Origin of the sequence: Photobacterium sp. CCB-ST2H9 (assembly GCF_023151555.2) — a bacterium.
Lineage (GTDB): Bacteria > Pseudomonadota > Gammaproteobacteria > Enterobacterales > Vibrionaceae > Photobacterium.
In genome coordinates this window covers 52,029-72,953 of sequence record NZ_CP100427.1, presented here as the reverse complement: position 1 = coordinate 72,953, position 20,925 = coordinate 52,029, and the positions used below count along the sequence as shown (strand labels likewise).

Here is a 20,925-nt window from a genome sequence, read left to right as displayed (position 1 = left end):
TCCACCAGCCCAACAAAAACAGTGAGAAATTGCATGGCCGGAGCACGCGCTTACCCTGTAGAAAATTTGGATCAACTTATAGAGATCCTCAGCGAATTGGACAAAATCAATCCTGTCATTCGCTTGCTTTTGGATTTTGAAGTTCGGACAGGACTACGTTACGTGGATGCCAGTAAAGTTGCATGGTCCGACGTCATGATTAACGGAGTGTACCGAAACAGTTTCACTGTCGTTCAATCTAAGCCTTATAACAAGCGCCGTACGAACGGTATGACCCATGCGAACGCAAAAAAGATGTCTGAGCTCACTATTCATATGAATTCAGAGTTGGAAGCACTTCTGAACGATTTAGAGCAGTTTACAGGGACGCACAAATTGCTATTTCAGAGTACGCACCATCTGGCGCCCCCAAACAAAGCGATCTCAATTCAGTATATCAATCGTGTTCTGAAAGTGATTGCGAAACAGCTTGGACTACCCTATCAACTTTCGACTCACTCAATGCGGAAAACATTCGCAGTTTTGTTGTTAGAGATGAAAGCGGATCTTCGAGACATCACTCAACTGTTGGGGCAATCGTCAGCATCTGCAACAGACCACTACCTTCGAACATTTTTAGACAAAAACAAGTCATTCACTGACCAGATATCATTCACTGTAAATTAGGGGAAGTTTTGTGAAACGGTATGGCACGCCTCGGGCAAAGCCGGGGCAAATGAAACTCCAGTATGGGCGCCTTGAGGGCCACACTGGTCACGTAATTGCTTATGGTGAAGGCATCCCATCTTGCGATCGCGCGTTACTGTTCAATCTAGTCAGCGGGAAAACTTACAGCTTTGCAAGTCAGACCTGGAATGAATCATTCCTGGAAGAGTTAGAGCTTCGGGGCTATGACCTCACTACATTGAAAATCACGGTCGAAAAGAAATTATGAATCATCTTGTAAAGCTCATAAATCTGAACGGTGAAGCAATTCAGCACCCATAAAGGAAAAACCGTGAATTGCAGATTTTGTAGAAGTGGCAGTGAACATCATGAACGAATTGTATACCGACAAATAAACAATTCAGTTTTTATTCGGTGTAATAATTGCTCAGCACAAGCTCCAGAAGACGTTTGGAATACCCCGCCGATTCCTGTGCAAGACGAAGCTCAATTTAACATGGCAAATAAAGCTGTCATTCATGCCTGGCTAAAAGAGGATAACAGCCTGAAGGTCTGCGCTACCTCGTTGGCCACTAAGTTGACCATCACCCCGTGCACTGAGGGATCTTTCACAATCACAGCAATAAAGGAACCACGTAGTAATGTTAAACGATGTAATTGAATCACCACGGGACCCTCGACCTGTCGCTGAGGCTCCAAAAGAGTTATCGATGTTGGAAAAAAGCGTGCGGGAAATGGCAGCAGCAAATCCTGGTTGGGGGGAAGATGAGCGTGTTGAGGGTTTTATACGACAGACAATTGGCATTTGTGAGCACTATGCCAGTGAAATGGATTTGAACCCAATAGACGTATTTCAGGCTCTGGAGAAAAAAAGGAATATCTCCTACCCGAATTACTATAATGAGGCCAATTTCCCCAAACTGACTGATGTTCTGGTGTTCCAGGACAAAGAAGCTATGAAAGTGAAGTTACGTCCGGCTGACGGCTTCATATGCCCCAGCTGTGAGCGTGTATCTTCTAACCCATATGATTGCAATGCTGCGGCTACTGATCCGGAAACACCGTGCGAATGGAAGTCTTACGGATTCTTTAGAACGCTCGGGAAAGGTTTGCGTTTCACTATCCTTGAGAACTGGCTTGATAATCCGGTAATCGACGAGTGTTTCATGCCGGTAGCAATTTATGAAGCCGAGTGATTTCAAGTTGTCGAGCGCTGATACTGCCCTGTTTGTAAAGTTCGGTGAAGAACATCAACCTAACATGCGCAGAGAGCCTTTTGTCTTGGCCGGTGGTGACGTTCTGAATCCTGGTGATAGGTTTATCGGGATAGATAAGTCAGGCAGTGCAGGTAACCCACCGATCAAACTCACGCCGCCATGGTACCAGCAATATGAGGGCCGTATTTTTGTTCCTAAATCATGTTGGTATTACGAGGAAGGACAGTCTCGTGAGCTTGCATTATTTTCAGCATGCAATCCGATAACAAATGAACCGGTATTAAAAAGGCGGTATAAAAGAAAGCCATTACCCGGGCTGTATACCGGGAATGGTTGTTACATAGCATACCTAATCTTCATGGAGAGCCAGTTGTTTTATTGGAATTCATGTGAATCGTCACGAGTTGTAAAGTGCCAGAGTATCGTCAGATACCCTCAAATTTAAGGAGATCGAAATGTCACAAATGCCTCTAACGTTGTATCCAGTAGATGAGAAAGGAACGACATTTGCTGTTAACGAAGAGTTGATGGTTGGCTTCGAACAACTTGATGGAAGCCGTTTTGAAATCATTGTATTGGAGCCCGTTGAAACGGCTAATCCAGCTCATTTTGATCCCAACGTGAAGAGCCCTAATTCGTACATAGTTCCATTCGAGGGAATTAATGTGAAACTAATCAGGAAAATGGCTGAGTGGTCCCAGCAATAGCATTTTAAAGCAAGACTAAGATGAGAATTTACATTTACTGTCGAGTATCGACGAAGCAACAGGCGGATACGGGTTTGTCTATCGATGCTCAAATCATGCAAGGCACACAGATTGCTGCAAGCCGCTTCCCTGGCGTAGATACGAAGCTATTCATCGATGTGCCAGTCTCGGGCGGTACCGAGTTTGCTGAGCGAGAAGCTGGTAAGGCTCTATATGCTTCGCTAAACCATGGTGACGTGGTTATAGCCACTCGCCTGGATCGCTTCTTTCGAGATACAGTAGATGGCCTGTTAACGGCCAATGACCTGGTATTGGATCGAGGAGTTTTGATGACTGCTGCTGACTTTGGGGATTTTGATATCCAAAATCCGATGAGGAAAATGCTATTCACGAACGCCTTGGCTATGGCCGAGTTTGAACTGGCTAAGTCCCGTGAGCGGACAAGAACGGCAAAAGATGTTCAGCGGTTGTCCGGACATTATGCCGGCGGATATGTCCCAATCGGGAAAGAGGTAATCGAAACAGCTTCCGGCCGTGTTCTTGTCGACTCAGAAGAAGACTTGGCCATGCTGGATATAATGCGGAATTTGAGAGGCCAAAAGAAGAGCTATCGGGACATTTCGGCTCATATGATTAAGCATTACAACTACTCGATTTCATTCAAATCTGTAGAGAGAAAACTGAAAAACGTATGAAAATTCACTGCATTAGTGATTAACTCTGCTGCAGCGCGTGGTATATTACATGCTGCTATCCTAACAAAACTAACAGAGCGAAATAAAAATGGTTAAAGCACGATATTCAGCGATACGATTTCATGAGCCACCAGCACTACCGGCCGTCAATGTAGAACAGTTAGCAACACAGTTACTGCTCGATGACATTAAAAGTTGGCTCAGTGGCGATTCTGATCATTTAGATGATGCAAAAAGTTCGTACCTTTCGTTAAAGGAAAATTTCAAGTACACCCCCTATAAGTTGGCAAAACAACTGCATGTACAGCTGGTGGATATAGCTGCACTTTTCATGTAACACAAAGGTTGAGGGGGCGTTATGCTCTCTCAATACACTTCCTAACACCGTGGTTAGATTGCGGATTGTTTGAAATACTAATTAGTGATCACGAAATGAAATTTAAACGAGTAGTCATGAGAGGGAAAAGACGCCAATGGTTTCACACCACTAAACACGGCACAAGTAAATAAGGGGGACGGATGCATACACCTATCTTGCGGTATCACGGTGGTAAATTCCGGCTTTCTAGTTGGATTTGTTCTTTCTTTCCGAAACATCAAATCTATGTGGAACCTTACTCTGGCGCTGCGTCAGTTCTGCTGTCTAAACCTCGCAGTCATGGCGAAGTGTATAACGACCTGGACACTGATGTCGTCAATCTATTCCAGGTACTTCGTTGTGAGAAAAGCTCAAAGCAACTCTACGAAATGTGTCAGCTGACACCGTATAGCAGAGATGAATTTAAGTTGGCCTACCAAAAGACAGACGACCCAGTAGAACAAGCCAGGCGGACAATCGTGCGCAGTGCCATGGGATTTGGGACTGGTGCAGCGTCTGGCCACAGAACCGGCTTTCGATGCGACGCAAAGCGAGCCAGTAATACCAGCGCACAATGCTGGGTAAATTATCCTGCGGTCATAAAGTGGGTAACCAACCGGCTTCGCGGTGTGACAATCGAAAATAGACCCGCTCTGGACTGTATACGGCAAGCCGACGGGCCTGAAACGTTATTTTATGTGGACCCGCCGTATTTGCACTCTACGCGAAACCTGGACTCTACTCGTGGCGTTTACAAGCATGAAATGTCTGAAGCTGATCATGTTGAGTTACTGGAGTTGCTGGCGTCTTGCGAAGGTATGGTTGTCTTAAGTGGATATGAGTCCCGCCTATATGCGGAAACACTAACCGGTTGGCGCCTTGAGAAGAAGAAAACTCAGATTTCGGCGAGCAAGGGGACCTCTGTAAAAACAGAGTGCCTTTGGCTCAATCCACAATGCAATGACCGGTTGGCCAAGAATGGTTCTATCAATGTTCGAGCGCAGTCTCGGACATCATACGTCACACATCACATGAGAACCGAGTCAACAGAATCAATCATTAAAAATGAAATTGCAAAAGTCATTTCTGCTGGTGGTGAAGTTACGATCTCTGGTATCGCAAAGCGAATATCCCTTTCACGAGAACATGTTTCACGTAGGTACCGCCATCTTTTTTCCGAGGTGCTGCCATGAGTCAAAAAACGCTGTATCTCCCGTTGAAGAGACAGTATTTCGAGGAAATAAAGAGCGGAGAGAAAACCGAGGAGTACCGTGAGGTTACCTCTTACTGGAAAGCTCGCCTGGTAAACCGAGAATATGATGTTGTTCATTTCATGCTTGGATATCCGCCAGCTGCAGACAAAGAGAAGCGGATCATACGCCGGTACAACGGATACACACGAAAAGTGATTCAGCATCCTCATTTTGGGGATGCGCCTACTGAGGTATTTGCAATCAAAGTCGAGGCTGAATGATGAAAAATCATGCTCAATTTATGCTGGTGAAAGATGATGTTATTTACACCATCTACGATAACCAAAAATCTGATAACTGGTATTTGGAATCACATACTGAATCCGGCAGTTTTTGGACAAGAAATGTCGAAGAAGCATTTGTATTCAATGACTTCGATGAAGCGCTGAGTGTGCTGTACTCCTCCAGTAGCGTGCGTATTGAACTCAAGCGACCAGGGATGACACTTCAACCATCACCGGTGCACCGGTGCCAGCAGTTCGGAACCTGGTCCCACCCGCAATTGCCAGATTTTGGTGAAAATTCGCCTGATGAATTATTGAACACCTGGGGTGCTAGTGTCGGCGTACAGATAACAACTGTACTCATGGAAAAAGACATTAAATCTACTGATGAATTATTTCATAACTGGTTTATTGCCGGCGATACAAACTGCAGCAGCTGGCAGCCAACACAACCCGATCTGAAATCATTCCTTGTTTCGATTCATGACACAGAGATAGGTCCGATTGCGTGGTGGGCAACCCCAAACCTTAAGTACAGTGAAGAGAATAGAAATTGATCACCGTGAACTCATACTTTTGTGGCGCCGGCTTGATGGATGTGGGTCTGATGAAGGCCGGCATACAGGTTAACCAAGCATTTGAATTGGATCCGGAGGCATGCAAAACGTACCGGTACAATCTGGGCGACCACATCACACAGTGCGATATCACCCAGCAGTTAGTCCTGGAACAGGATACATGTGATGGAATGGTATTCACATACCCCTGCACGAAGTATTCAACGATTGGGGACATCCACGGTGTAAGAACAGGTGACGACTTATTTCTGCATGCCTTACGCCACCTTGCAATTGCTCGTCCGGAGTTCTACATCGTAGAGAATGTACCTGGTATGCGTGCATTCCCGATCGTTATGGAAGCCATGACGAAAATGCCTGATTATTACGTCCAGGTGTTCTGCCCTATTAAGTCGGAGCTATGGCGTCCTCAGCGTCGCAATCGACTTATTATCATAGGAACTAAGCGGCAGTTTTCAGTACGTCCACCCGAAAATACACGGCCGATCTCATTAGCAGAGATCCTCGAAGATGAGCCGCGGGTCACTCTGCCAAAAGCCATTTACAACCGGATGTCAGGCCAGTACCGTGATAAACCAATCATCTCGGATCCTGCTCGTGGCGATATAGCTCCTTGCTGCGTAGCGCACTACGCCAAAGATAAAAGCACCAGGCTTGTTGTTGATAAACGCTACCCTATGGGTGTCCGGCCGTATTCAGTCAGAGAATGGGCCAGATTGCAGGGTCTGCCCGATAGTTTTTTCTTCCCAGTTACAGATACTGCAGCATATCGTCAGGTCGGAAACGGCGTGTCATGTGAAGTCGGCGAGTGGGCAGGAAGAGAAATGGTGAGATACATGAACCATGTTTCTGACAAATTAGCGGCTTGAGGTTTTTCCTAACTCAAATAAAACGTTATCCACATGGCCGCTACTAGCGGCCATTTTTTACTGGTACTTCATGACACCGAATGAAAACGTTGGATCAGAAAAGCGGAGGTAATCCTCACTCTCACGATCTTTAATTAGAAGGCATCCTTTGCCATCAACTGTGAGAATGCGGCCATACTCAACTGAAGCCGTATCAAGCGATTTTCGCACCTCTATACTTTCATACTCCTCAAGTTCTTGTTTCACTGTATTGCCATTCTCATCAAGATTTGCACGATAAAAAAACAACTCACTTTCATTAGAGCCAATATTTACATCACATTTCAGGCATAAAGCCGAAATCGCGTCTAAGAACGTATCAATTTTACTCACAGTATTTATCCTTTCCGATTCTGTTCTCTCAAATTACCATATCTAACAAGGAAGATTGTACAGATGAAAAAAAGCCGCACATGGCGGCCAGATGATATCGTACTACTTCAGAGCAAAGCTGGCGGAATCAGTGGGTGACTGTCTTCATACGTCAATCCGTAGCGGCGGGCGAGTTTGATAAGGCCCACAGCCTCCAGGCTGGCATACGCGATCGGCAAGTCACGGTTTTCACCTCTCGCCTCAGTCTCATAGTCTTTCAGGAACAGCTTGAGCGCCTGGTCAAATGTCTCCTGTTGGCGCTGCAGCACTGACCAGAGCGTAAGGTTAATCGTATAGGTCCTTCGTCGCCAGCCAGCACCCTTGATCGGGTGACTCTCACTATGGTCCAGCGCCGTCTTGAGAATCGACGCGCTTAAGTTGTCCTCCCCCCGAGATAGCATCACCCGTAGAGCCCTGATGGTTTGCACCATCTCCATAAACTCCTGATCTTGTTCGTAACGTTCAGCAAGTTGAACGAAGGGGATCATCGCTTCATTGATTTTATCGTTGTCGAGTGCCGCCATGGCCAAGAGAAGACTGTTCGTCTGAGGTATGCCAATGGCACCGTTTTTCTCAGCCGGCGCAGCCTGGTCTCGATGCTCGCAGGTCTCGTCGTATGCCATCCTGTATGGCAATGAAAGGTACTGGATAGATTCAGTCAGCGCCTCTTTCGCCTGCTGACGGTCGCCCAGCATGGCGTGACCGATAGCGATATCAAGGTAATAATTTCCCCTCGCCCGAAAAAAGCCTTCAAGAGTCAGATTGTGCTTCTCACGAAACCCTTCTTTGAGGCGCCGTTTCTGGCTCTCGATGTCATAGTGTGCGTCGTCTATCCATTCCCGGATTTGCCCGGTTGTCGGCTGCTTCATAAATTAACCCACTAAAATCGTTTACTGATCACTGATTTGGCTTCATCGAATCCTTCGATAACGAACTCATCCAACGTTTTGATAATATTACCATTCGCATCTTGCTCGTATACACGTACTTCGCCACTGGAAATGTCCGTATTCACAAGAATATGGCGTTTCTCACCGTTCATTGCGTAGATGTCATTCCATAGCTCTATTTCATCTTCGCGATATGGTCCGCCCTGGCGATTGCTGTTCTGCCCTACTTTCTTGCGCTTCTTGCGCATTTGCTGACCCCGGAGCATATTCTTGTCAGAAGATCCCTGCTTCATTCCCCGGCTGTTTGTGGAGACTGCCCGGCTCGCCCCAGTGGTTCCCTTGCTCTCAATTTCAACCAAGGTGCAATTATTGTCCAGGCCGATACAATCCGGTCCGTGGAACCGATTGACGTAGTCTGGATGAGTGGATATTTCCAGCCGGTGCTTTGCGTGTTCCATTCCCAGCTGCCCCAGCGCCTCGGGTATGCTCCGCGCGTCGCGCAGGGCAGCTTCAAGCAAGTCAGACAGTAGTTTAGGGTCTTGTGCGAGCTTGAAGATACCCTTATAGCCCCCAGCTGCTGCACTGATAATGGGAACTATCGCCTGATAGCTCTCATATTGCTTGAGCGTATCAGCCCCCTGCTGTTCCAGTCCCCCCTCAATGGCAAACATCTCGTGGCCACTATCAAGATAGGCCTGAGACACCTCTTCAGGAGTCAATACTTTCCCGGTTTCGGTTTCGGTGGCAACGATGACACCCTTTTTAGATAAGTGCTCCCCAATCTGGGCGGCCTGATTCAAGACAAAATCATTCACGAACTGTTTGCCGGCACCCAATGCACGCGTGGCCACCTCGGCCACCGTTTCATACATATTTGTTTCCGGGTCAAAGGGGGCATAATGCGCCTTCACATACCGTGTTGTCCCGGCTGTAGGCTGCAAAGAGCTTATTCGGGCTGTAATCGCGTACGGCAAATGGTTCTTCAGCTGACCGGATGCACCATACAAATCCCCCCGGACTCCTAATAGAACCAGCTCCCCGCTTTCAATCTTTCTGAGGATTTCCTCTCGCTTTCTACTTCCTCGGAGCGGTGCACCATCAACCCCGTAAATATTGGCTTCACTTCCGATTTTCCACTTTGCGCTGTCCGGGGTGAGAACCCTGTGTAGGTCCTCCAATGACAGTCTGCGTGACTCAATCAACTCATAGCTCATATTCATCACCTCTTACTTGGTTGCCATCCCCTGAAACATCACAAAGCCAGGGAAAACCAAGAGAAAACAAGGCAATAAAATAACATTTTGAATGAGAATTAAGCAGATTGTAAATCGACAGTGCTGGCTGTGGAATTGCAGGACAGCGCTGTCAATTTGACTATCTTTCCACCAGCGTGATTCAGGTCACGCCTCTAACTGGCAGATTTGTAGAACCTTTCAAGTATAAAGGCTCGTAATTCGGTTTCTTGCTCAGGCAGAGCCCCGCGCACTAAATGAAATCTGTCTTTGTTGAATTCAATAGATCAGAATCCAAGTCGTTCAATAGTCGCTAATAATTCTGCATAACTGGAATTTTTGGTTTTTTCATAGAGTGTTTTTGCTGCATCAGTACCAGCTAGGTAATCATCTGAGTCAATGATCTCATGCGCTAGATGCTCAATGAATGATGGCTCAATAAAAGAACCTGAAAGAACGTTCAGCAGCACTTGTTTTTCTGCTGGCTCTAAATGAATTCCTGATTGCATTTGTAGATACTCATAGCGATCCCAAATCTGATTTAATCGCTCTGTTGTTCCCTCAGAGCGCGATTCCAAATTAAACCTAAGTTTTGGTGATGGGGTAAACGATGGATTGCGTGATAGTTTTGTCATATTTACTCCTAAACGAATGAAAGCCCGTACGGACGGGCTTTGCTGATTTTTATTCGTATGAATTTTGTTCTTTCATGTACGCACGATACCAGTTCCTACATACATTTTTAAATGTCTCTGGAGTCGCTTCTAGTGTGCTTCCCATGAAGCCGCCACCCTTGCAGATCTGACGACCTAACACGCCTTCTTTGCCTTCGGATTCTAGGCGGATATAACCGCCCTTGCTAGGCATCCAAAATTCAAAAGTCTCGCCAGTTTTACGTGATTTGATAATTAATGTATTTGACATGATTAGATTTCCATTCGCCTCACCCGCTTCTGCGCTTCGGCTCTCTGGTTTGGTTAACACCCTATGCCTTAACCTTTGAATATACTGTATGACACCTGTCATACAGTATCAAGATTTCATCGAAATATTTAATGTGATTTATATCTCAATACATACTCTTTTCCGAATATCCGAAAAAAATTAGTTGCATACGTATGCAGTAAGATTCACCAAAATTATTCAATACATTAAAAATCAGTGACATAGATGAAAGCCCTTGTTTCATCTTTATCTAAAGATGAAACAAGCGGCCGCGCCTCCTATTACAACTTGATTTTTCGCCCTGCGTTGCTGAAAATGATACTGTATATTTAAACAGTATTACCGATATGAATGTTATCCCATTAATCGCGAGTGCCGGCATCACCGGCTTTGAAAGTCCGGCAGCGGAATACCACCAGCTTCCTTTGAGCTTAGATGAATTGCTGGTGGAGCACCCCAGCGCCACCTTTATTGGTCGGGCACATGGCAGGAGTATGGAAAATGTCGGTATCTACGATGGTGACATCCTCATCGTTGATCGGCATGTCCAGGTACAGAACATGGATGTGGTGGTGGCGAACCTGAACGGCGAATTTGTCTGTAAACTGCTGGACATGAAGCAACGGCGGTTACTTTCTGCCGCGCCGGGGTTTCATCCGGTATGGATTTCTTCTGTTGATCAGTTTTCGGTGGAAGGGGTGGTGGTGCGTTCTATTCGTTGTCACCGGCCAAGCCGCTTGTTGATGGAAGGTTAAAATGTTTGCGCTGGTGGATGCCAACTCGTTCTATTGCTCTGCAGAGCAAGTGTTCCGGCCAGACTGGCGCGGTAAACCCATGGTGGTACTGAGCAACAATGACGGCTGTGTTGTTGCGGCGAACCGGCAAGCGAAGAACGCCGGCGTTGAGAAGTTTAAAGCCTACTTTGAAATGCGGGCTATGTGTGAGGCTCGGGGCGTGATTGCCTGTTCCTCCAACTATGAGTTATACGGAGACTTGTCGGCAAAGATGATGCAGGTCATTGGTCGGTTCGCTCCGGAACAACATGTCTATTCAATTGACGAGTCTTTCCTGTCGTTTGAGCGGTGCCACCATGCGATTCCGGATCTGTCCCTTCATGCTATGGCCATTCGGAAAGCAGTCTGGAAAGAATGTCGATTGCCTGTATGTGTCGGCATCGGTCCCACGCTGACGCTATCAAAGGTGGCGAACCATGCAGCCAAGAAGGTTGAGGGCTACCACGGTGTTTGTGTTATCGACAACGAGCAACAGAGAACCGGGATACTGGGACAAATGAAAACGGCTGATGTCTGGGGGATAGGCTCCCGTATCTCTAAACGACTGCAGTTCATGGGCATAGATACAGCACTGCAGCTTTCGCGGATGAAGCCAGGAATTGCACGAAAAGAGTTCAGCGTTGAGATTGAAAGGACAGTCCGAGAACTCAACGGCGAACGATGCAAATTCTGGGATGAGGCCCGTGCAGATAAGAAACAGATATTCTCAACGCGGAGTGTCGGTGAGCGAATTACGGACCCTGACTCACTGTCTCAGGCGCTCTGTAAGCATGCAGGTACTGCAGCTGCCAAACTCAGGCGGCAGGGTTCGCTGGTGCAGGTGATGATGGTGTTCGCATCGAATTCTCCTTATGACGAGAGGCCAGTGGGGTTTAAGCAGGTTCACCGTTTTGCTTACCCAACTGACGATACAACGGTGATTACCAAAGCGGTCTCTGGTCTTGTGAATTCGCTATTTGTCGAAGGCGTCCGATATTACAAGCTTGGAGTGGGGTTTATTGCCTTGGTAAGCGCGAAGCACGCCCAGGGTGACTTTTTCAACGAATCACCGCCAAATCCTGCGTTGATGAAGGTGTTTGACTGTATCAACCAGAAATACGGGAGCCATTCCATGTTTCTGGCTGCGCAGGGTATCGAGCAAAAGTGGGAAATGCGGCGAGAAATGCTTTCGCCGCAGTACACAACAAAGTGGGCGGACATCCCAATGATACGATGTTAACGGGAAAAGAAGCCGATCAGTCGCTTGAAGATACCAGCCGGCTTTGAGCTGTGATGACTGTGGGCATCCATGCTTTCTAAATTGAAACCTTTACGGGCTTCGCGGCCGGCAGACAATAGTTCGTCAATCGAAATGCTCAGCCGGCTGGTAATTGTCTCTTCAGAAACGTGCTTGAATCTAACTAGATTCCCGCCCCCATCAGACATATCAGCAACATAACCGGTTTCATCTTCACTCGCCGGCAAATCCCGCCAAACATCATCCATTTTACTCTCATCATAGAATGCCGCTGTTGCGAGAGAAATTAATTCCAACGTCCCAGGCTCAATAAATACAAACGTTATATACCCAATAGTCTCTGGGTTCTTGTCACTCGTCATCTAATAACCCCGCCAGATTCATCAAATCTTCCTTCGTGAGCTCTCCTTCGGCCAAGCTGTCGACAAGAATGCAATCATCCAATAGCTCAAACTCGATATCGTGTTCGGTCAGGTAATCAACATCTCCTTCCATAAACCAATGCTCTCCAACAATGTGAGTGCAATTACTCTCCAGCACTGATGACTGTTCCGGTGTTATTGAACTGACTCTGATCAAATTGACTCTAAATTGCATAAAAATCCTTTGCTTCTATGAATGGCAGCTGCAGCCGTGATTCATCTATTTGTGATTCATTCGTTGTGAGTAACGATAGAGTAATTTAACATACCCATCCTTCCTAACAAATCAACCACACACCAACAAACAAATAAATATGAACCGTATACTCAAGCGAATTATCAACAAGATGAAAGCCAGGCAATGTCGTGATAGAGCATTATCAGTTGTCAGAAGGCATCAGAATTTTGACTTAAATTACATGCTCATCAGACTGAGCCACATGAAATCAAATAATCACAACAGTACTGATAATCACTGAGTTAGCACTTGTAAAGCGGTTGACAAGTCAGGAGCCTGACAGTATCTTTCCTAACAAAGTTACGAATAAAAAAGGCAGCCGAAGCTGCCTTTCTTGCACGTATAGCCTAGTATTTGGAGCATGCCCCGAAGAGCTGGTACATTAAATCGCTTCCTAACAAATAATTCAAGCTGAATAATGTACAGGTCAATCAATAGGGAACCCGGGGTGGGCCAATATCTGAACAAAAAAGGACCCAACATGAAAACGTCAGACTTGCAGCGAACCCTACTGGTGTTCATTTCAGAAAAACCATACCTGGCTAAAGACCTATTGGAGAAATTGACGAAGTCCAGGATTTGGAACACATCACGCCAGCAAATGTACGGTGAATTGAAGATCTTGGAGAAAAAAGGGTACTTGGATTCAGCCATTGTTTACGACAGCCAAAAAAGCCCCAGCAAGCAATATTCAATAACTCAGGATGGAGAGAGCGTGGTGCGCGAAACGAGAGGGTCTACAACGATCACAACGCAGTTCAAGTTTCATTCTGAGTCAACAATGATGCTGAAAGCTGGAAATATTCATTATTTTTATGAACTTTCTGCACATTTGACCCGGTTGCTTGAAGAAGCCTATGAAGAACAAAAAGTATTAGTGGATCCAATTGAACGGTTACTTCTGGATCGGGAGATCACATACTTCAAATCAGAGTATGACTACGCAGTATCAGCGATCCATCTAATCAAGTCCTGCAAACAGAATGATTACTCATGACAATTCCAAAGAAACAACTCAACTTTGTCACTCAACTAATGGAAGCATTACCGTTGAACGGACATGTGTATGAGCTCCATCCTGATGTGACATTCTGTCCTCACGATGAGGTGTATTTTGGGTATTTTGATAGAACAGTGATAAACAAAATGCAGGAAATTGGGGTCATCACGATTGTTGGCCATCATGATGATGAACAAATGGCCATCAAGCTGGTGGAGCGAGATGATTTTCTTGCCTCATTTGCGGCAGGCGCCAATGAGGCGAGAAACGGAAACGACCTGCTGTATGCTGATTATAATAGCAATCAGTATGCATTTACTTGTGGCTGGCAACACTGGCACAACAGAAACACTAAAACAAAGAAGCCACCAGCATACAATAGCGATTTAGAATACGTGTGCCACGGCATGCTTGACATAGGAACCAACGAGATACACAGGCAATGACACAGGGCGTCCAAAAACTGCGTTTAGACCCAAAATCTAACCAAGCAATCCATTTTAGAGACTGCTGGGAGTATGGCAAAGCTGTCCGTTACAACGGCATTTTGCATAAAGTTACGAAATTGCGTGTAAATGGTGGAATAGAAGAATTCCACATCAAACCGGTGTAGAGCTGTAGAGTAGAAAGAGTATGAGTGCGAACGAGACTATCAATGACACCCTGGAGAAGATAGAAGAAGCTTCAGCAAAACATCGCGATATTATTCAGCAGAATTTGTCAGGATTTATCAGCGAATTATTTCCACTTAGCAACGAGCTCATGAATAGCATTAATGCAACAGAATCAGACGCAACCATTCATTGTGCTGCCACTAACGTGCTATCTGAGTTGTTTTCTACTTTCGAAACAGCAATGAGCGAGAGAGGGATCAACATGAACCCATACACCATGGCCTCTATAGTTGCAGAGTCATTCATAATTTTTGCTCAAAATCACTACGAACCATCTGATGAAGCGAATCAATTACCGGATATATCTGAATTGCTGTTCTCAATGGCGCATGGCCGTGTAAAAGGTCATTGCTAACAAAAAAAAACCCGCACAAGGCGGGTTTTCTTCGAGTGTAGTGCAGCGAACAACACACTCTACCTAACAAAGCAACGAAATAAATTCGTCAGCGCGATATTAGCTAAGGCTTAATGGGTTGTAAATGCCGAAAACAACGAAAGAAAAATTCGAACAGCTCAAGGACAGGGCCTTAAAGGCACAAGAAAGAGCCAGGAAAAAGCAAATAGAAAAATGGAACGATCCAAAACTCAGAGATGAACACTTTAAAAAACAGATAGATAGAGCGAATAAAGCCAGGGAGCGCAAGATAGAAAAACTGCAGTCTAAACAAGCTGAATCGACTTATCACCACAAAATCAAAAAGAGGGCCATTGGCAATCATTCGGCTAAGAAACGAACTACTTCGCGTGGATTAAAAGGAAGACCCCCTAGCCAGTATGAAAAACACGTGATGGATCTGGTAGGCCAGTTACCGTGTCTTCCGTGCTTACTAAAGGAACGGCATCGCCCACTAATTTCCCTTCACCATATGGATGGCAGAACCAAACCATTTGCACACGCCAAAACCCTACCGATTTGCGCTGAGCATCATGACACCGTTGCAGATAAAGAGATCATACGAGCATACCCCGATTTAATCCCAATCCATGCGAGAGGCCAAACCGGCGGTGCAACGCAATGGAGGCAACATAACGGCTGTGAATGGTGGATGTTGGCTGTGGCGTATTCTTTGGTGGGGATCGCCCCAGAATTTGAGTTGCCAGAAGTTGATGAGCAGCTGTTGGAAAATGTAAAAAAAATTTACAGATCCTTTTCCTAACAAAGACTTTAGTTCAATTCAAACACAAAGAAAAAGGCCCATCTCTAAACTACGAGACGGGCCTTTTATTTGTCGTACAGTGTTGTTTTTATTGTCTTACCCTCAAGAACAGCTTCATATTACACAGGTTGATTATCCTAATCAATGCTTTTAGATCACAATTAAAATGGTAAGATTAAAAAGCCAACCCGATAAAGCGCGTTTTTATGAGGCCATATGAGCTCAAACAAACGCATTTACATTTTGTCTTTATCTCGTGAAGTGCCAGCTGCCCTCACTGCAGGGTTTGTAGATGGCATCTTGCACATTGTTAACTTTGAGCTCTTGCCGAGTGACATCAAGACACTCAAAAAAGACTTACCAGAAAAACTCGAAACTCTTCGACAAAATGGCTTTATCGTCGTTGTCGACGAACTTCTTAATATGTTCTCTCATTTTGGGCGATGCGTTCGCTTGAGCAATGTTGGTCCCGATGGACGGCCAATTTTGGTCACTACGTTAGATGCATACCGGACAATGCAAGCGCTGAAAGCCATCACCTACCCGAAATCAGGAAGCGGCTTTTACGAAATACCTGACTCAATCGTTGAGCCAATACGCGATGGTAAAGGAGAGGTTTCATATAACATCGACTGGAGTCAACTGACTGTCGAATCATCATGTCTACTGCTCGCAATTCATGCTGCAGTGCATGATTCACTGTTAGACAGAACAACTGCAGAAGGATTATTGGGTTCTATTTCCGGGAATAGCCGAGAGCAAAAAAGAAACCCATTGCATGCGTTCACCCACGGCTATGATGCCAAATTCCTCTCTCCGGACGCCCTGGAGAAATAACATTGAACCGACTCAGCCGACTATCAGATCTCAACATCGAAGACGATCTACTAAGAGCGGATTTTTATCAGCGCATATTAGCCTACTTACAGTCACCGGCAGCAGAAACAACCACGATAACAATCATGCCAGACGAAGAATACCGGCATGACTTAGTGGCCCATCGTCGGTTTAGTTCTGTTGAACTACAGTGGCTAGTTTCGCTTGTTTGCGGGATAGAGGACGAAGCAGCTCCATTACCAGTTGGTGAATCGTTTGAGTTTCCGTCGGCCGCATGGGTTCGCCAGGAGATGCGCCGATTTCTTGGGGAGATAAACGATGCCTAAGAAATTTGATAAGGACGAGTCTGGGCGTTATTTATCTGCAGGGTTAAGTGAAAAAAAATTCCTCCAGTTGTTCAAACTGATTGAACAGAAGCAGAAGAAAAACCGGCGTAACGCGAAACGTACGCTAACCCCAGCTCAGCTGACAGCCAAACGGAAATCGGACCTATCAAAACTCGGTGAAAAGTCGAAAGGTGTGCCTTTCACCGTCGATGACCTACGTGAATTTGAAGACAGCCGCAGAAGACATAAGAAAGTATTCGATTCGTCTACGGCCGGCATCACATACGCGCAGCTGGTGGCAGGGTCTCGTGACATTGACATCCAGAGAGCAAATAACGCCGTAGACGACGGTAGTGGCATTACACAGGCGAATCTCACCGGTATATCCGGAAATATCATAACGGTCCGAGTCAAAGCGTCGATGCAGTCGGTGCACCAGGAGCACAAAGTCACAATTCGGCTAGAGGAATATGATGACTACCTCCAAGACCCGCCGTCCGGGAGTTACGAAAAAGCAGCTCAAATCGCATGTAAGGGACGCATGTCATTCAATTGCACATGTGGACGTCATCAATACTGGTATCGATATCTGGCAACCGTTGGCAATTATGCACTGGCACCACCAAAAGAGTTTTCTTTCCCGAAAATCCGAAACCCGCAAATGAAAGGTGTTGCTTGTAAGCACGTTCTGAAAGCAACCGTAATGTTGCAGTCTACGTCCTGGCACCGGCTTATCGGCAGGCAGATGGAGGTACGGGCAGCACGCGTTGCCTACGGCGACGATCGTAAACGTACCCACGTCATTAAAGGCCAGGAGGCAAAAGAGGCAGCCAAAAATAGATCGACGAAAGTTGATAAAGGGCGAGCCCAGGCGGAATACCAAAAGTATAAACGGAGAAATGCCGGGCTTGAGAAAAAGCTACTGGACAGCTCCTCAACTATAGAAAAGCTCCGACAGCAAGCGCGCCGGCTACGAAAGCAGAATCAAAAAATCAAGAGCCAGGATGCCCAATTAAGGGAAATGAGAGACATGCTCAAGTTGTCATTCAGTACATTCGCAGACACGCAGAAATTGAGTGGCGTTACCAGGGGAGAGGCTTTAGCTGCATTTGCAAAGCGAATGAACATGAGTGAACAAAAGCTCAAGGGGATACTGAAATGAGAATCAGAAATCAAGGGCATGCAAAACTCAATGACCACTTAAGAGCTGACTGGATGAAGGCCATTGAGCTTTCCCCCGATGCATTTGATGCACTGCTGTTCGTGCCGGGAGATTCTGACGAAATAACAGAACCTGATGGATACGAGCCCAGCTTGTTTGATGAAATTGATAACAACCAGAAAACACTCAGCTACCTGGATCCTATTCCAGTCACCGTAGTCGATTGCCCTGATGAAAATGATGTGTTTTTGATGATGCAAGATGGAGAGACACAGTTAGGTGAAGGTGAGCTGCCCTTAACAGTGAGAATTGCTCATCCAGGGATACCAGAAGGTTCGGTTCTGGAATGGGAAGACGAGGTCGGGGCGAATAAAACACAACGAGTCTGGTGGTACGTACATCGAGCAACGGGGATTGGGACTGCCAATATCGGAACCCTATACATCTGCATACCAGCCAGGGATCCTGCTGGATTACCTGAGCATATTCGGGACGGAAACTAATGTCTGAACACCATGAATTACTCTCGTTCAACGAGTTACAAATAGAGCCATCAGGTCCAGTGGAGCATACCGATTTCACAGATATCAACCGGGCTGTGGCCACATTTGCAGGGGGAGTTCTAAATGCTCTTGTAATCACTGATACAGAGCGTAAAGAGAACCAAGAGTTCGCACGCTTTGCAAACAAGTCGATTAGAGAAAAGTTATTCCTGGGGCGATTTGAAGATGCACAGAGCTTCATTCAGGAGGTAGCGGCAAAACGCAAATCGATTCCAGGCAAAGGGGAAAAAGAGCCAGATATCCGTTCACTTTTACCGGCTTGCCACATTTATCGTGAGACAGAGTTTTCATTTACTGAAGGTGATGATTACCAGGACCTGACAGGATTTGGAGAGTTGAGTGGCGATTCAGGAAATGTTTTTGCAAGCATCAATAAGTCGTTTGTCAAACTGACATATACGCTGGTTGTATTGTCCTGGAACCGAGAAACTGCAGATCGCATAGCATTGGGATTTTCAATGTGGTTGCGGCATACGAAGAAGGGTAGAAAACACGTATTTTCTGCACAAACTAAAATAGCATCCGCCTCCATCCGCTCAACAATTGAGGTAAATACACCACGCAATATCAGTCCGTTGAGTGAAGTAGTCGATATAAACAAACAGCGAGTCTTCGGGTATCGGATCAGTTTTGATGTTATTGCGGAAGTTTATGAAGCCGAAGCTGTAGAAGCATCGTTGATGCGATATGTTGTTTCTGAGCCGGAGTCAATGTCATGAGTGATAGCCGTCAATTTCCTCTGATCCAAAAAGTCAGGGTTAATGAGGGCGCATTTATAGTGCCAGATCATATTGTGCGCTGCAGCATAATTGAATCTGCCGACATGTCTGGTACAAAGCTCATATTAGAGCTGTACGACCCTGTGGCGGCATACAGAGATGAATTGAAGATAAAGGAAGGCACCGAGTTAGAAGTCACATACGGTGACCCAGGAGGCCGTGGTGGTGATATCTTCATTGATACTTTTGTCGTCATGCCTCCTAAATTTGAAGACAACATATTCCACGTAGAGGGATTTCAAAGAACATGCCACCAGCTGAAACAACCGGTGAAAACACCTACGTTCTTTGTCGAACAAACGCCTGAACAGATTTTAAATCGCGTATTAACTGGCGTGAAAATCGAATGTGACACTTTCAACGAATACGGCACATACCATCTCAATGCTGGGACCAGTAAATCAAAATTAATCCGTACAATGGCCAGAGACTACGGCGCAATCGCGTACTACAGCAGGGGATCAATTTACTTCAAATCCGTACCACAACTGAAGAAAAGAAAATTTGAGCTGAGTTTCGAGCATCAAAACCCAGATGCTGAAATCAGCATTTCATCATTTCGGTTGCAAGATCAAACGTACATGTACGACCGGCTGCTAAACCGAATGTATGCCCGTTGGGATACTGAGGAAGGCCTGCAGGTGGCCAGAGCTGGTGGTGAAAATGGATTTGTAATGATCTCCCCTCCATTTCTGTCTGCCCTGGATAACCAGAATATAACGCTAATCCCGGTCATGTGGGCAACAACTCTGGGCAACACTCAAATACAACCAGGCCTGCCATGCAAAGTGGTCTTTCATTTATCGAATAAAGAACGGGTGATTGACGAAGCGTTGCCTGAAAAACAGTACATACAGCAAGTAACACATTACCAAGAAGGGTCGCGGTATCTTTGTCTGACTGGATTAGGAGTATTCAATGAGAGCCGAAAATAGACGAGGAAACCCAGATGGTCGGTTCAGAGCTGAATATCCGGCTAAAGTTGTCGCAACTAATCACCCCAATGGTTTGTACAAAGTCCAAGTGCGGTTAATGGGGCATTGGGACGCTATACCGGAGGATGATCTGCCGTGGGCTGAGTTTCTGCTGCCCTTGGGATGCAAGCCTGAATCTGGCCATCAGGTTCCTGTAGAAAAAGATGATCTTGTATGGGTCGACTTTCCTCGGGGCGGAGATACCAGATACCCTCGTATCACCGGCAGCTGCTACCACGCTCCTGACGGTAAAAGCCATTTGCCTAAACTGGAACAACCTGGAAAGGGGCACGCTGATGAGCCGCCAGCGCCCGGTCTATCCCTCGAAGACGACATTTACAGTCGATTCGGTGTGATGGAATACAAAACTCATTCGGGAGTCTGGGGAATTGTCCATATCCCGACCGGTACCCGGGTTGAGATTAACAAAGAAGGCGTTGTTGTCCATGCCGAAGGGGACAGCTTTCGGAGTTCTACAAAAAACACATCAGAAAACATAGGAGGGGATTTCAAACTACTGATCAACGGTAAGGCTAATGTGGAGGCATCTGAAATTACGTTCAAAAGTAACGGGCCGATAAGCTTTGAAGCCAGTAAATTCAGTGTGATCAGTAAAGGCCAGTTCTCTGTTGAAAGTAAAGGGAACGTTTCCTTTGAATCCAAGGGCCTTTTTGGTGTAACCGCAGCTGCAGCACCATTCAAGTTAGGGTAGGAGAG

The 20,925-nt window shown here is 46.0% G+C and carries 28 protein-coding genes; 21 read left to right on the top strand and 7 right to left on the bottom strand.

Annotation, left to right across the window (positions count from 1 at the left end):
* Window positions 1-33 precede the first annotated feature (33 nt).
* The 9 genes from L4174_RS23995 (at window position 34) to L4174_RS23955 (ending at window position 6,567) form a co-directional block, all read left to right on the top strand.
* Complete coding sequence (locus tag L4174_RS23995) at window positions 34-666, top strand: tyrosine-type recombinase/integrase (RefSeq protein ID WP_248144842.1); 633 nt, start codon at window positions 34-36, stop codon at window positions 664-666.
* A 641-nt stretch (window positions 667-1,307) separates the two neighbouring features.
* A complete protein-coding gene (locus tag L4174_RS23990; RefSeq protein ID WP_248144841.1) occupies window positions 1,308-1,862 on the top strand; it encodes a hypothetical protein in 555 nt (184 codons plus the stop codon).
* Window positions 1,863-2,338: 476 nt separating this feature from the next.
* Window positions 2,339-2,590: a hypothetical protein gene (locus L4174_RS23985; protein ID WP_248144840.1), complete on the top strand. Its 252-nt coding sequence runs from the start codon at window positions 2,339-2,341 to the stop codon at window positions 2,588-2,590.
* Between the two features lie 20 nt (window positions 2,591-2,610).
* A complete protein-coding gene (locus L4174_RS23980) occupies window positions 2,611-3,285 on the top strand; it encodes a recombinase family protein (RefSeq protein ID WP_248144839.1) in 675 nt (224 codons plus the stop codon).
* 88 nt (window positions 3,286-3,373) lie between these two features.
* Window positions 3,374-3,622, top strand: a complete 249-nt coding sequence (locus L4174_RS23975) for a hypothetical protein (protein ID WP_248144838.1) — start codon at window positions 3,374-3,376, stop codon at window positions 3,620-3,622.
* Window positions 3,623-3,804: 182 nt separating this feature from the next.
* On the top strand, window positions 3,805-4,836 hold the full coding sequence (locus L4174_RS23970) for a DNA adenine methylase (protein WP_248144837.1): 1,032 nt from the start codon (window positions 3,805-3,807) through the stop codon (window positions 4,834-4,836).
* Window positions 4,833-5,117: an ASCH domain-containing protein gene (locus L4174_RS23965; protein WP_248144836.1), complete on the top strand. Its 285-nt coding sequence runs from the start codon at window positions 4,833-4,835 to the stop codon at window positions 5,115-5,117. Before L4174_RS23970 ends, L4174_RS23965 begins: the two co-directional genes overlap by 4 nt.
* A complete protein-coding gene (locus L4174_RS23960) occupies window positions 5,114-5,677 on the top strand; it encodes a hypothetical protein (protein ID WP_248144835.1) in 564 nt (187 codons plus the stop codon). The genes L4174_RS23965 and L4174_RS23960 overlap by 4 nt, the downstream gene beginning before the upstream one ends.
* Window positions 5,674-6,567 (top strand): DNA cytosine methyltransferase, encoded by an 894-nt coding sequence (locus L4174_RS23955; protein WP_254589150.1) that lies wholly within the window; start codon window positions 5,674-5,676, stop codon window positions 6,565-6,567. The genes L4174_RS23960 and L4174_RS23955 overlap by 4 nt, the downstream gene beginning before the upstream one ends.
* Window positions 6,568-6,624: 57 nt before the next feature.
* On the opposite strand, the gene L4174_RS23950 is transcribed toward L4174_RS23955, so the two are convergent.
* The 5 genes from L4174_RS23950 to L4174_RS23930 all read right to left on the bottom strand — a co-directional run bounded on the left by L4174_RS23950 (window position 6,625) and on the right by L4174_RS23930 (window position 10,024).
* Window positions 6,625-6,939: a hypothetical protein gene (locus L4174_RS23950; RefSeq protein WP_248144834.1), complete on the bottom strand. Its 315-nt coding sequence runs from the start codon at window positions 6,937-6,939 to the stop codon at window positions 6,625-6,627.
* 107 nt (window positions 6,940-7,046) lie between these two features.
* Window positions 7,047-7,847 (bottom strand): immunity 49 family protein, encoded by an 801-nt coding sequence (locus L4174_RS23945; protein WP_248144833.1) that lies wholly within the window; start codon window positions 7,845-7,847, stop codon window positions 7,047-7,049.
* A gap of 11 nt (window positions 7,848-7,858) precedes the next feature.
* Window positions 7,859-9,082, bottom strand: coding sequence for a hypothetical protein (locus L4174_RS23940; RefSeq protein WP_248144832.1), 1,224 nt, complete (start codon window positions 9,080-9,082; stop codon window positions 7,859-7,861).
* Between the two features lie 305 nt (window positions 9,083-9,387).
* A complete protein-coding gene (locus L4174_RS23935; protein WP_248144831.1) occupies window positions 9,388-9,735 on the bottom strand; it encodes a hypothetical protein in 348 nt (115 codons plus the stop codon).
* A 49-nt stretch (window positions 9,736-9,784) separates the two neighbouring features.
* Entirely contained in the window at window positions 9,785-10,024 is a 240-nt protein-coding gene (locus L4174_RS23930) for a hypothetical protein (protein WP_248144830.1), read from the bottom strand.
* A 368-nt stretch (window positions 10,025-10,392) separates the two neighbouring features.
* Here L4174_RS23930 and L4174_RS23925 point away from each other — a divergent pair, with 368 nt between their 5' ends.
* The gene (locus L4174_RS23925) at window positions 10,393-10,800 is read left to right on the top strand and encodes a LexA family transcriptional regulator (protein ID WP_248144829.1); all 408 of its coding nucleotides are present in this window, start codon (window positions 10,393-10,395) and stop codon (window positions 10,798-10,800) included.
* 1 nt (window position 10,801) lies between these two features.
* On the top strand, window positions 10,802-12,058 hold the full coding sequence (locus tag L4174_RS23920; RefSeq protein ID WP_248144828.1) for a Y-family DNA polymerase: 1,257 nt from the start codon (window positions 10,802-10,804) through the stop codon (window positions 12,056-12,058).
* Here L4174_RS23920 and L4174_RS23915 read toward each other — a convergent pair.
* Entirely contained in the window at window positions 12,055-12,438 is a 384-nt protein-coding gene (locus L4174_RS23915) for a hypothetical protein (RefSeq protein WP_248144827.1), read from the bottom strand. The genes L4174_RS23920 and L4174_RS23915 overlap by 4 nt on opposite strands.
* Complete coding sequence (locus L4174_RS23910; RefSeq protein ID WP_248144826.1) at window positions 12,428-12,673, bottom strand: hypothetical protein; 246 nt, start codon at window positions 12,671-12,673, stop codon at window positions 12,428-12,430. The genes L4174_RS23915 and L4174_RS23910 overlap by 11 nt, the downstream gene beginning before the upstream one ends.
* 544 nt (window positions 12,674-13,217) lie before the next feature.
* Between L4174_RS23910 and L4174_RS23905 the strand changes: the two genes are divergently transcribed.
* The 10 genes from L4174_RS23905 to L4174_RS23860 all read left to right on the top strand — a co-directional run bounded on the left by L4174_RS23905 (window position 13,218) and on the right by L4174_RS23860 (window position 20,920).
* On the top strand, window positions 13,218-13,733 hold the full coding sequence (locus tag L4174_RS23905; RefSeq protein ID WP_248144825.1) for a PadR family transcriptional regulator: 516 nt from the start codon (window positions 13,218-13,220) through the stop codon (window positions 13,731-13,733).
* The gene (locus tag L4174_RS23900; RefSeq protein WP_248144824.1) at window positions 13,730-14,182 is read left to right on the top strand and encodes a hypothetical protein; all 453 of its coding nucleotides are present in this window, start codon (window positions 13,730-13,732) and stop codon (window positions 14,180-14,182) included. The genes L4174_RS23905 and L4174_RS23900 overlap by 4 nt, the downstream gene beginning before the upstream one ends.
* Window positions 14,183-14,369: 187 nt before the next feature.
* Window positions 14,370-14,765, top strand: coding sequence for a hypothetical protein (locus L4174_RS23895; protein ID WP_248144823.1), 396 nt, complete (start codon window positions 14,370-14,372; stop codon window positions 14,763-14,765).
* Window positions 14,766-14,889: 124 nt separating this feature from the next.
* Entirely contained in the window at window positions 14,890-15,567 is a 678-nt protein-coding gene (locus L4174_RS23890; protein ID WP_248144822.1) for a Ref family recombination enhancement nuclease, read from the top strand.
* A 216-nt stretch (window positions 15,568-15,783) separates the two neighbouring features.
* Window positions 15,784-16,404, top strand: a complete 621-nt coding sequence (locus L4174_RS23885; protein ID WP_248144821.1) for a hypothetical protein — start codon at window positions 15,784-15,786, stop codon at window positions 16,402-16,404.
* A 318-nt stretch (window positions 16,405-16,722) separates the two neighbouring features.
* On the top strand, window positions 16,723-17,892 hold the full coding sequence (locus L4174_RS23880) for a phage tail protein (protein WP_248144820.1): 1,170 nt from the start codon (window positions 16,723-16,725) through the stop codon (window positions 17,890-17,892).
* Entirely contained in the window at window positions 17,889-18,395 is a 507-nt protein-coding gene (locus tag L4174_RS23875) for a hypothetical protein (RefSeq protein WP_248144819.1), read from the top strand. The genes L4174_RS23880 and L4174_RS23875 overlap by 4 nt, the downstream gene beginning before the upstream one ends.
* Window positions 18,395-19,174: a hypothetical protein gene (locus tag L4174_RS23870; protein ID WP_248144818.1), complete on the top strand. Its 780-nt coding sequence runs from the start codon at window positions 18,395-18,397 to the stop codon at window positions 19,172-19,174. Before L4174_RS23875 ends, L4174_RS23870 begins: the two co-directional genes overlap by 1 nt.
* Entirely contained in the window at window positions 19,171-20,169 is a 999-nt protein-coding gene (locus L4174_RS23865) for a hypothetical protein (RefSeq protein WP_248144817.1), read from the top strand. The genes L4174_RS23870 and L4174_RS23865 overlap by 4 nt, the downstream gene beginning before the upstream one ends.
* Window positions 20,153-20,920 (top strand): phage baseplate assembly protein V, encoded by a 768-nt coding sequence (locus tag L4174_RS23860; protein WP_248144816.1) that lies wholly within the window; start codon window positions 20,153-20,155, stop codon window positions 20,918-20,920. Before L4174_RS23865 ends, L4174_RS23860 begins: the two co-directional genes overlap by 17 nt.
* Window positions 20,921-20,925 lie beyond the last annotated feature (5 nt).